9 protein-coding genes and 1 pseudogene are annotated in these 10641 nt (G+C 48.6%); all 10 read left to right on the plus strand.

Going from position 1 to position 10641, the window contains the following annotated elements; genetic code table 11:
* Nucleotides 1-632 precede the first annotated feature (632 nt).
* Nucleotides 633-1325 (plus strand): hypothetical protein, encoded by a 693-nt coding sequence (locus RM811_RS13955; RefSeq protein ID WP_402525347.1) that lies wholly within the window; start codon nucleotides 633-635, stop codon nucleotides 1323-1325.
* Nucleotides 1304-1807 (plus strand): hypothetical protein, encoded by a 504-nt coding sequence (locus RM811_RS13960; RefSeq protein ID WP_402525348.1) that lies wholly within the window; start codon nucleotides 1304-1306, stop codon nucleotides 1805-1807. Before RM811_RS13955 ends, RM811_RS13960 begins: the two co-directional genes overlap by 22 nt.
* Before the next feature lie 258 nt (nucleotides 1808-2065).
* The gene (locus RM811_RS13965; protein WP_402525350.1) at nucleotides 2066-2983 is read left to right on the plus strand and encodes an SDR family NAD(P)-dependent oxidoreductase; all 918 of its coding nucleotides are present in this window, start codon (nucleotides 2066-2068) and stop codon (nucleotides 2981-2983) included.
* Between the two features lie 57 nt (nucleotides 2984-3040).
* On the plus strand, nucleotides 3041-3745 hold the full coding sequence (locus RM811_RS13970; RefSeq protein ID WP_402525352.1) for a PaaI family thioesterase: 705 nt from the start codon (nucleotides 3041-3043) through the stop codon (nucleotides 3743-3745).
* Nucleotides 3746-4128: 383 nt separating this feature from the next.
* The gene (locus RM811_RS13975) at nucleotides 4129-5343 is read left to right on the plus strand and encodes an acyl-CoA dehydrogenase family protein (RefSeq protein ID WP_402525354.1); all 1215 of its coding nucleotides are present in this window, start codon (nucleotides 4129-4131) and stop codon (nucleotides 5341-5343) included.
* Nucleotides 5344-5346: 3 nt separating this feature from the next.
* Nucleotides 5347-6486 carry an acyl-CoA dehydrogenase family protein gene (locus RM811_RS13980; RefSeq protein WP_402525356.1) on the plus strand — a complete coding sequence of 380 codons (1140 nt, stop codon included), beginning with the start codon at nucleotides 5347-5349 and terminating at the stop codon, nucleotides 6484-6486.
* Nucleotides 6487-6985: 499 nt separating this feature from the next.
* Entirely contained in the window at nucleotides 6986-8599 is a 1614-nt protein-coding gene (locus RM811_RS13985; RefSeq protein WP_402525358.1) for a DUF1302 domain-containing protein, read from the plus strand.
* A gap of 90 nt (nucleotides 8600-8689) precedes the next feature.
* Complete coding sequence (locus RM811_RS13990) at nucleotides 8690-10072, plus strand: DUF1329 domain-containing protein (protein WP_402525360.1); 1383 nt, start codon at nucleotides 8690-8692, stop codon at nucleotides 10070-10072.
* A gap of 238 nt (nucleotides 10073-10310) precedes the next feature.
* A complete protein-coding gene (locus RM811_RS13995; protein ID WP_402525363.1) occupies nucleotides 10311-10514 on the plus strand; it encodes a hypothetical protein in 204 nt (67 codons plus the stop codon).
* Nucleotides 10445-10641 (plus strand): annotated as a pseudogene (locus RM811_RS14000) (acyl-CoA dehydrogenase); the annotation flags it as partial. The gene RM811_RS13995 and the pseudogene RM811_RS14000, both read left to right, overlap by 70 nt.

Genomic DNA, 10641 nt, shown 5'->3' on the forward strand with positions numbered 1-10641 from the left:
GAAGGCGGTTGTCGCAAAACCCTCCTCGCTCCCACGCTCTGCGTGGTAGCGCCAGGACCGAACCACAGACACGATTCCTGTGGTTGGCTATGCATTCCCACGCAGAGCGTGGGAACGAGGTTCCTGGTGGGTTTTGCGACAACCTCCTTCGCGAGAAAGACGGGGGACGGGGGTAGAAATAATGTGATCGACTGCGCTTCAGTTGGCATCCTGGCGGATTTTTTTTCAGGCCGGTAGCGGCTGATTTTGCCCATATACCTTGGACAGGTTCTGCTATTTATAGACGGCTTGCCATCCACTATCTTTTCAACTGATCGCTAATAACAAGAACAAGCACTCTCTAGTGCAGCTAAGCCCTGATACCCATACTACCGTCATTCCCGCGAAGGAGGGTGTTGCAACAGTTGCAACAGGTTGAAAATGCCGATTTCTACCCCCTCCGTCTTTCCCGCGCAGGCGGGGATCCACTGATTGCGATGGATTCCCACCTGCGCGGGAAAAACGACAGTGGTATAAATCGGTATTTAAGACCTTTTGCGACAACCTCCTGCGCGGGGATGACGACAATGTGTCGGTATGGGTTCTAACGCTTTCCTGCACTAGAACAATAAAAAGTTGAACAAGGAGTAGTCATGGCTGAAGCAGTCATTGTTGAAGCACTACGTACCCCCATTGGTAGAGGTAAACCGATCGTTGGGGATCTTCATGGTTTTCATGCCACGGAGCTGTTAGCTCTGTCCATGGGGGCTGTTGTTGAAAAGGCCGGTCTGGAGTATGGCGAGGTTGAACAGCTGATTGGTGGCTGTGTCACGCAGGCTGGAGAGCAGGCCGGTAACATTACACGAAATGCCTGGTTATCCATGGGTAATACCTGGTCTGCCGGTGCAACCACTATTGATGCCCAGTGTGGTTCTGCGCAGCAGGCTAACCATCTTATTTCCTCTCTGGTTCGTGGTGGCTCCATTGATATTGGTGTTGCCTGCGGCGTTGAAGCCATGAGTCGGGTTGGTCTTGGAATGAATGTTTATAACGGTCCGGGCTTCTTTTTGCCAAAGGATTGGCCCTGGGACAGCACGCCTGATCAGTTTGCCAGTGCCGAAAGAATCGCGGCTAATCGCGGTATTACCCGACAGGATGTTGATGAGTTTGCGCTCAGGTCGCAGCAGCGGGCAAAAGCTGCCTGGGAAGCGGGTTATTTTGACCGGGAAGTTATTTCCGTTGATGCACCGGCTTTGGGGAAGATGGAAAACCGAACGGCGAAACCAAAACCGTTACCCGTGATCAGGGTTTTCGAGACACGACAATGGCAAGTCTCAGTAATCTGAGGACGGTGGCTGAAGGCGGTATTCATACGCCAGGTAACTCATCCCCGATTTCCGATGGGGCTGCCGCCGTACTCTGGATGAGTAAAGAAGAAGCACTGGCCAGAGGGCTGAAGCCGCGGGCACGTATTTTAACGGATGTTGTGGTCGGTACTGATCCTTACTACCTGCTTGATGGCCCGGTGGATGCCACAAAAGCACTATTGAAGAAAAGTGGTATGAGTCTCAGTGATATTGACCTGTTTGAGGTTAATGAAGCATTTGCAGCAGTTGTACTTTCCTGGGCTCAGGTTTATAACCCGGAGATGGATAAAGTAAACGTCAATGGTGGTGCGATCGCCCTTGGTCATCCCGTGGGTAGTACCGGTACACGACTGATTGTTTCTGCTCTCCATGAACTGGAGCGTACCGATAAAAATACGGCATTGATAACTATGTGCTGTGGTGCCTCTATCGGTACCGGCACTATTATTGAGCGTCTTTGAGTCGCCTGGTATTTTAAAAAGATGTTTCACCGCAGAGGCACAGAGAACACAGAGTTTAGGAAAACATGGCTTTTCTCTGTATCTTTGCCGTGAAAGAAAAGCGTTGAACCACAAAGACACAAAGGCACAAAGGCACAAAGGCACAAAGGCACAAAGTTTTTAAAAGTGCTTTTCTTTCATAGCCTGAGGGTGACGAACCATCGTCATGCAGTATTTGTGGTGAAGAGAATAAAAACAAGAACATCAGGAAGGAAAGTTATGAGTGCTGCTAATGGAATGCTGGACGGAAAAGTTGCCATCGTCACTGGTGCGGGTCGTGGTTTGGGGCGGGCAGAAGCGCTCAATCTGGCTGGAGAAGGCGCAAGAGTGGTGGTAAATGACCTGGGAGGCAGTCCTCAGGCTCAAGAAACAACCATGGAAGTGGTTGAACAGATTAAAGGTTTTGGTGGTGAGGCAATTGCTTGTTTTGGTGATTGTGCTGATTGGAATGATTCCGAAACCCTATTCAAAAAGGCACTGGATACCTGGGGTGATGTCAACATTCTGGTTAACAACGCCGGGTTCTGTCGTGATCGGCTGATTTTCAATATGACAGAAGACGAGTTTGATTCGGTGGTTCGTGTCCACTTGAAAGGACATTTTGTGAATATGCGTCATGCCACCAGGTACTGGCGTGAGAAGTGCAAAGCGGATGGTGCCCCTGTTTATGGCCGATTGGTCAGCACCTCCTCTGAAGCATTTCTTTTTGGTTCAGCAGGTCAGCCAAACTATGCCGCTGCAAAGGCTGGCATTGTTGCCATGACCATGGGTGCTGCCCAGGTTATGTACAACTACGGTGTGACCGCTAACGTTATCTGCCCAAGGGCGCGTACGGATATGACCAATCAGGGTGTAACTGCAACCATGTTTGCCAAGCCTGAAGCCGGTTTTGACACCTTTGCTCCGGAAAATATCAGCCCTCTGGTTACTTATCTTGCGTCACCGGATGCGGGTAACGTTTCCGGACAGGTGTTTGTGGTATGGGGCAAGCAGGTCGTTGTTGTGGACAGCCCTAAAGAGGAAGCTCAATTTAACAGCCCTGAGGCCTGGACTCAGGAGTCTCTTAATAAATCGCTGGGTGAGTTCTTTGCCAGCAAAGTACCGGTTCGCGATGGCTTCAGTGTAATTCCACAATAATTGTCGTTTTTTTATCAGCCATCGCTATGAAGGCTGATACTGCCTGAGAGAATAATCATGATAATAAATGCGCTCGGGGAGAAAGACGACACGAGTCCTCATCAGAAGAAGCTAAAGCTGGTCCAGTTGCTTCGGTCGATTAATGACCAGCTAGTCAGTAGTGACCTGTCCGAAGAAGCGATGGCTGAAGCGTGTAAACAACTGGAACTGACTCATGTCCGGCTCTCCGGTTTTTCAGAGCGTGCTTATCAGGCAGTTTTTGCCCCCAGTGACGATGGGGAGTCTGCAGAGCTAGGGTATAACGCAAAGACCCTTCAAGGGCTTTATACGCCGGTCAGTGGCTGCTGTAATGCGGTTGCTTCGGAGGTTACTTATTTTACTGAGACTTCAGAAGCACATGATCCGGTAGTTGCCCATGTCTGTTATGGAAAAGCCTTCGAGGGGGGCCCTGGCCTGGTTCATGGTGGTTTCATTGCGGCACTGTTTGATGAGTTGTTTGGCGTTGTCCAGCATCGTCAGGAACTGCCCAGCATGACCGGCAGTCTTTCGCTCCGTTACCTGAAGCCAACACCGCTTCATACGGAGTTACGATATGAAGCCTGGGTTGTGGAGACAAGGGGGCGGAAGTCCACAATGAAGGCAGTTCTGAAGAACGGTGATGACGTGCTGGTTGAAGCAGATGCTCTATTTGTCACGGTGCTCAGGAAAAACTATCAGAAACTGGTTGATCAGAGAGTGGCTGTCGCAAAAGGGGGGAGTTAACTCTCAACCGTCATCCCCGCGAAGGCGGGGATCTACTGTTCGAGACAGACTCCCACTCTCGAGACAGACTCCCACTCTCGAGATGGATTCCCGCCTTCGAGGCTGTCGCAAAACCCACCAGAAACCTCGTTCCCACGCTCTGCGTGGGAATGCATAGCCAACCACAGGAATCGCGTCTGTGGTTGGGTCCTGGCGCTACCACGCAGAGCGTGGGAGCGAGGAGGGTTTTGCGACAACCGCCTTCGCGAGGATGACGGTCGGGGGGTGTTTTGCCCTTTTGCGACACCCTCCTTCGCGGGAAAGACGGCAGTGGTATAAATCGGCATTTAAGGCCTTTTGCGACAACCTCAGTACGTGGGAACAAGAATAAAGAGAAACTGAATATGTCCGATTTAACAGAATTTCGTCAGGAGATACGTGACTGGCTTAACGACAACTGTCCTGAGTCAATGCGTACACCTGTTACTCAGGAAGAGCAGATCTGGGGTGGTCGTAATCTTCGTTTTCCATCGGAAGACGCAAAACTCTGGTTTGATCGTTGTGTTGAAAAAGGGTACTGCGTACCTGACTGGCCAAAAGAGTATGGTGGTGCAGGGTTTTCTGCAAAAGAGACCCGGGTTTTCAAAGAAGAGATGGCTCGCCTCAACTGTCGTGCACCACAGGTCAATCTGGGCATCTGGATGGCAGGTCCGGCCATTCTTGAGTTTGGTACTGAAGAGCAGAAGAGAGAACACCTTCCAAAGATTGCCCGCGGAGAAATTCGCTGGTGTCAGGGGTATTCAGAGCCTGGTGCAGGCTCAGATCTTGCGAGTATACAGTGTCGTGCAGAATCCGATGGTGATGAGTATGTTATCAATGGATCGAAGATCTGGACATCTTATGCGGATCATTCGGATTGGATTTACTGTCTGGTTCGAACCAATCCCGATGTTCCCAAGCATAAAGGTATTACCTTTCTGCTCTTTGATATGGCCAGCGAAGGCGTTGATGCCAGGCCTATTGAGCTGATTACCGGGGAAACCCATTTCTGTCAGACATTCTTTGATAATGTTCGAGTCCCTGAAAAAAATGTTCTGGGTGTTGAAAACAAAGGATGGACTGTTGCCAGGCGTGTACTCCAGTTTGAACGGAATATGATGTCCGATATGGAGTCATCGGCCAGCACCTCCGGTGCAACGCCAAGGTCAATTGCCGTTGAACATGTTGGTTTGAAAAATGGTCAGGTGGCGGATCCTGTTTTTCGTCAATCCATTGCCCGTCATGAGATTCAAAAGCGTGCTCTGGATAAAACACAGCAGAGAATGATGGATGAGTTTGCCCAGGGTGTGGGTGATATGAATGTGGCCATGATTCTCAAGTATGTGGGAACCGAGGAAGAAAAAAGAAAATATGAATTGATTCTGAAAATGGCTGGTGAACAGGCATTGGGTTGGTCGGGTGATGGTTTTTCAGAGGCAGAGCTGCAGCTTACGCGGGACTGGCTGTCATCCAGGACACACAGTATTGCCGGTGGTACTTCAGAGATTCAGCTGAATATTATTGGCAGGCGGGTATTGGGCTTGCCGGATACGGCGGATAAATCAGGAAAGAGGGGGTAAATCATGTCTTTAGCATTTAATGAAGAGCAGCGTTCCCTGAAAGATACTGCCAGAGATTTTGTGCAGGCAAATAGCCCGGTTGAAAGTCTCAGGAAACTTCGGGATAGCGAGGATTCTGTTGGATTCTCCAGAGACATCTGGAGGCAGATGGTTGCGCTGGGCTGGGGCGGCATTATATTTCCTGAAGCCTATGGAGGCTTTGATTTTGGCGTGAAAGGACTTGCGGCCTGTATGGAGGAGTTTGGTCGTACTTTGCTGGCCTCTCCGCTCCTCTCTTCTGTCGCGCTGTCAGGTTCCGTGATTCTGCAGGCGGGGAATGAAACCCAGAAAAAAGAGCTATTGTCGTCTATTGCTGCAGGTGAACTTCTGGTCAGTCTGGCACTGGAAGAAGGTGTTCGCCATAACCCGGTATCCATTACTACGACGGCAACAAAAACTGACGCTTGCTATTCCATCAGTGGTAACAAAACACTGGTAATAGATGGTCATGTGGCTGATCAGTTGGTTGTGGTGGCGCGTACTGCAGGTCAGCCGGATGATGAGAAGGGATTAAGTCTGTTTCTGGTTGATGCTGGAGCGCAGGGAGTTACGATTCGCAAAACACATCTTACCGATAGTCGGAATTACGCCCGCATTACTTTTGATAATGTTTCTGTCGCTGACAGTGCTTTGTTGGGTGAGGTTAATCAGGGCTTCGGTGCTTTGGATAAAGCACTGGATGTAGCCAGAATCTGCCTGGCCGCAGAACTCTTTGGGGGTATTCAGGAAGCTTTTGAACGCACGGTGGACTACCTGAAAGAGCGTAAGCAGTTTGGTGTGTTGATCGGTACTTTCCAGGGGCTTCAGCATCGCTGTGCTCATATGTATACCGAGATTCAACTTTGCAAATCTCTGCTGATGGATGCATTAAGTGCATTGGAAACAGGTAAAGATAAAGCACCGGCGCTGATCAGCGCTGCCAAAACCAAAATCTCGGAAACCGCTGAACTGGTGACTAACGAAGCGGTTCAGTTGCATGGAGGGATTGGCGTGACCGATGAGCTGGAGATTGGCTTTTTCCTGAAGCGGGCCCGGGTAGCTCAGCAGCTGTTGGGTGATGCTCATTTTCATTATGATCGTTATGCGACTCTGGAAGGTTATTAAATATCCAGACTGAATGGTTAGCCTCGGTCCCCGAGGTTGCCGAAAAACCCTCCGAACTCGTTCCCACGGTCCTCCGTGGGAATGCATACCGACCCCGGCACAAATGAAACAACCAGCATAAAACTCCCGGAAACCCGGGCAAAGAGAGGTTTCCCCTTATACGGGCAGCTCCGTATGCATTCCCACGCAGGACCCACAGGGCCTAAAAGCGTGGGAACGAGGTGGAGGCAGGAGCAAAATTCAGTCTCGTTCCCACGGTCCCCCATGGGAATGCATACCGTACTGGTATTCTTCTCCCATGCTTCGGCGTGGGATTTTTATTTGGGGTATGCATTCCTACGCGGAGCATAGGAACGAGGGGTCGGAATTTGTTTATTTTATTTGGCCGTTTTTTGTCATTGAGCGATTTTTATCATCCATATACTGTTGTCGGGTAGTCTGCCAAACAATAAAAAATAACAACAAGGTAGAGCAACAATTATGAGATTTTGTTAATCAAATGTTGAAAAACATTTTTAACAGGATTGATTTTCAATTGCTGTTCCCGGGGGTAGAAATGGTCACAACAATAACAAAAAATCCAGGTTGCTCACCCAGAGAACGAACGCCTGTCTTTACATTGCCACGCAAGTCTATTATGGCGGCCGCGATAGCCGCTTCAATGGCTATGCCTGGTGCTTATGCGTTTTCTTTTCAGCCAACTGATGAAGTGACGGTTGATTGGGATACTAATATTGGTTATGCGGCGGCATGGCGGATGGAAGATCCGGATGCGGATGCCCTCGTACCAATCAATATTAATGGAGATGATGGTAATAATAATTTTAAAAAAGGTGCGATGGTAACTAACCGGGTTTCCATAATTACAGAAGCTGCTCTGACTTATAGAAACTATGGAGCTTTCATTCGCGGTAGTGCCTTTTACGATGATGTCTACTTTCACTCCAATGATAATCAATCGTTAACAAGCAACAACGTTTCTGCTCCCCATAATGAGTTTACTCAGGGAACTAAAGATCAAAATGGTAAGGATGCTCGCTTACTGGATGCATTCGTTTATGGCGATTTTGATATTGCGGGGCGAAACCTCAATCTCCGGATTGGTCGCCAAATGGTCAGCTGGGGAGAGGGATTGTTTATCCCTGGTGTCAGTGGTGCTATGAGCCCGGCTGATGGTACTAAGGCAAATGTACCAGGTGTGGAAGTCAAAGACGTACTGCTGCCAGTTGGGCAGGTATTTGGTCAGTTTGATTTAACAAATGAATTGAGTGTCTCTGCCTACTCTCAGTGGGAGTGGGAAAAAACAGATATTAATGGTGCAGGTAGTTTCTTCAGTTTAACGGACTTTTTGGATGCTGGAGGAGAGCAGATATACACAAACTATGGTCCGTTAGATAGGGCTGACGACGTAGCTGCCAGAGATAGTGGCCAATGGGGAGTGGGGCTGAATTACTTTGCTGAAGGGCTTGGTAATGGCATGGATCTTGGCCTTTATTATATCAATTATCATGATAAACAGCCCATGGTTGCAGCTGGTGCTTCTGGCTATCATCTTGAATACCAGGAAGACATTAAAATGATAGGTGCCAGTTTTGGGACTCTTATTGGTAACACGAACGTAGGTGGTGAAATTTCCATGAGGAAAGGTGCTGTTGTTTACAACTCTTCCGCTGAACCTGCCCCAATGCTTGCAGATATTTTACAGGCCCAGGTTTCTGCAGTTCATTCATTTGGTGTTACCCCCCTAGCTGATGACATCATGTTTAGTGGTGAAATCGGTATGAACCGTGTACAGGGTTATAAAGAATCAGAGCTCAAGGGAGAAAAGACTGGCTCAGGCATGGGTGCAGCCATCACATTCAAATACACCAATGTTATGGTAGGCACTAACTTCGAAGTGCCGGTTAAGTTCAGTGCTAACATTCAGGGCGATTCAGCAGGCGGTAAATTTACCAGTACCGAAAATTCTGACCGTTTCAGTCTGGGTGGGAAGTTGATTTATCAAGGCAACCTGGAAACCTCTTTGATTTATACAGCCTATCTTGGTGACTTTGAAGACAATCAATACACCGACCGCGACTACCTCGCCTTCAACGTCAAATACGCTTTCTAACCCATAAAATAAAAATAAGGCGGCCAATACAATCTGGCCGCACTACTCAGAAAAGAATTAGCCAACAAAGAATCAGCAAAGGAAATAATCATGAAAATAAAAAAATCCTTACTGGCTATTGGTGTAACAGCCTTATCCCTGATTGCAGGACAGACTGTCGCCCAGGTAACGCCTGAAGAAGCGAAAAAACTTAAAAATGAACTGACTCCCATTGGTGCCGAAAGAGCAGGCAATGCCGAAGGAACCATCCCTGGCTGGAATCCAAACTTCCAGGTACCTGCTGAGTATAAGGGCAGTGGCAACTACTATCCTGACCCCTATAAAGACGACAAGGCTCTGTTTACCATCACTGCTGAAAATATGGATCAGTATAAAGACAAACTGAGTCCCGGTACTCGGGCAATGTTTAAAAACTACCCTGAAACCTTCAAGATGACTATCTATCCCAGCCGACGTGATGGTCGTTATTCCAACTTTGTCGAACAGCAGGTTTATGAGAATGCTACTCGTGCCCAGTTGATTGAAGGTGGCAATGGGGTGGTCAATGCCTTTATGGGAACACCATTCCCCATGCCAAAAACCGGTATTGAAGCCTTGTGGAACCAGATGATGCGCATCAGTGCTTATTCTTCAGAAGGCAACTATTCGGCGATGGTTGTCTATCGAAACGGTTCCCGGCTTCACGGTCGGCAAAATACCGTCACCTACAGTCCTTTCCTTGATCCAAAACTTACCCTGGAGTCATTTGGTGCTAACGGGGATCAGAACCCACGGATTTATCAGGTCACCAAAACCCTGAAGCCAAGCCGTGCAAAAGGCACGAGTTTTCTGGTGCATGAGTTTGTCAATCCCAAGCTGAAGCCCCGTTCCGCCTGGTCTTATATTCCCGGTCTTCGTCGGGTAAGAAGGGCGCCAACTATCAACTACGATAGCCCTCAGGGTCTGGGTAATATGCAAACCACGGATGCATTTCTGGGCTTTAATGGTGCGCCAGACAAGTACAACTGGAAGCTGGTGGGCAAGAAAGAGGTTTATATTCCCTATAACAACTACCAGTTTGAAAGTCCTGAGCTGACTTACGACGATGTCCTGCTTATGGGGCATGCCAATCCTGACTATATGCGCTATGAGCTGCACCGGGTCTGGGTTGTTCGTGGCGACCTGAAAGAGGGTGAGCGTCACGTCTATAAGACTCGTGACCTGTTTATTGATGAAGACAGCTGGCAGACCGTTCTGGCAGATCATTACGACAACCGTGATGTGCTCTGGAGAACCACCAGTATCAATACCATCAACCAGTTTGACCTGCCGGGTATTGGTGGCCGTACTGCATTGTATTATGACCTGATTTCCAGAGATTACATGGCCGCTAGCCTTCTTAACGAAGAGAATGGAGTGCCTGAGTATAATCAGGATAAAAAACAATTGTCGTATTTCACACCGAATAGCCTCAGGAAACTTGGGCTGAGATAGGTTTGAGAGCCGCTGTCCGTAGTCCGCTGTCCGTAGTCCGTAAAAGCGCAAGCGATTCCGGCTTTTTCGGACAACGGACAACGGACAACGGACTACGGAAATAAAAGGACTTGATGATGTTTTTGGACCAGAGTGATGAGCAGAAGAAACTGCGCCAGGAATTAAGGGCCTACATTTTGCCATTGGCTATACCGAGCCGGGTGCCGGAACCGATCTTGCGTCACTGGGTACCTCAGCGATAAAAGATGGCGATGATTACATCATCAATGGCACCAGGGTATATACCAGCAGTGCCGAAGGTGCTGACTATATCTGCTGGCAGCAAGAACCGATAAAGAGGCGCCAAAGCATAAAGGTATCACTCTGTTTATTGTGGATTGCAAAGATCCGGGTTTCAGCGTTGCGTCAATTTATACGGTGGGTAATGTTCGAACCAATATGACCTACTACGAGAACGTACGTGTACCATCCTTGATGATTATTGGTGAGTTGAACGGTGGCTGGCGGTTAATTACTTCTCAACTGAACCATGAACGTGTTGGGTTGGCTGCTATTGGCATTAATGGTAT

This window comes from Endozoicomonas sp. (genome assembly GCF_031844845.1).
Classification (GTDB): domain Bacteria; phylum Pseudomonadota; class Gammaproteobacteria; order Pseudomonadales; family Endozoicomonadaceae; genus Endozoicomonas.

Bases quoted from the DNA above. Each gene is read 5' to 3' on its own strand.
- RM811_RS13965 (WP_402525350.1), top strand. From the start codon at position 2,066: ATGAGTGCTGCTAATGGAATGCTGGACGGAAAAGTTGCCATCGTCACT.
- RM811_RS13960 (WP_402525348.1), top strand. From the start codon at position 1,304: ATGGCAAGTCTCAGTAATCTGAGGACGGTGGCTGAAGGCGGTATTCAT.
- RM811_RS13990 (WP_402525360.1), top strand. From the start codon at position 8,690: ATGAAAATAAAAAAATCCTTACTGGCTATTGGTGTAACAGCCTTATCC.
- RM811_RS13980 (WP_402525356.1), top strand. From the start codon at position 5,347: ATGTCTTTAGCATTTAATGAAGAGCAGCGTTCCCTGAAAGATACTGCC.
- RM811_RS13970 (WP_402525352.1), top strand. From the start codon at position 3,041: ATGATAATAAATGCGCTCGGGGAGAAAGACGACACGAGTCCTCATCAG.
- RM811_RS13975 (WP_402525354.1), top strand. From the start codon at position 4,129: ATGTCCGATTTAACAGAATTTCGTCAGGAGATACGTGACTGGCTTAAC.
- RM811_RS13985 (WP_402525358.1), top strand. From the start codon at position 6,986: ATGTTGAAAAACATTTTTAACAGGATTGATTTTCAATTGCTGTTCCCG.
- RM811_RS13955 (WP_402525347.1), top strand. From the start codon at position 633: ATGGCTGAAGCAGTCATTGTTGAAGCACTACGTACCCCCATTGGTAGA.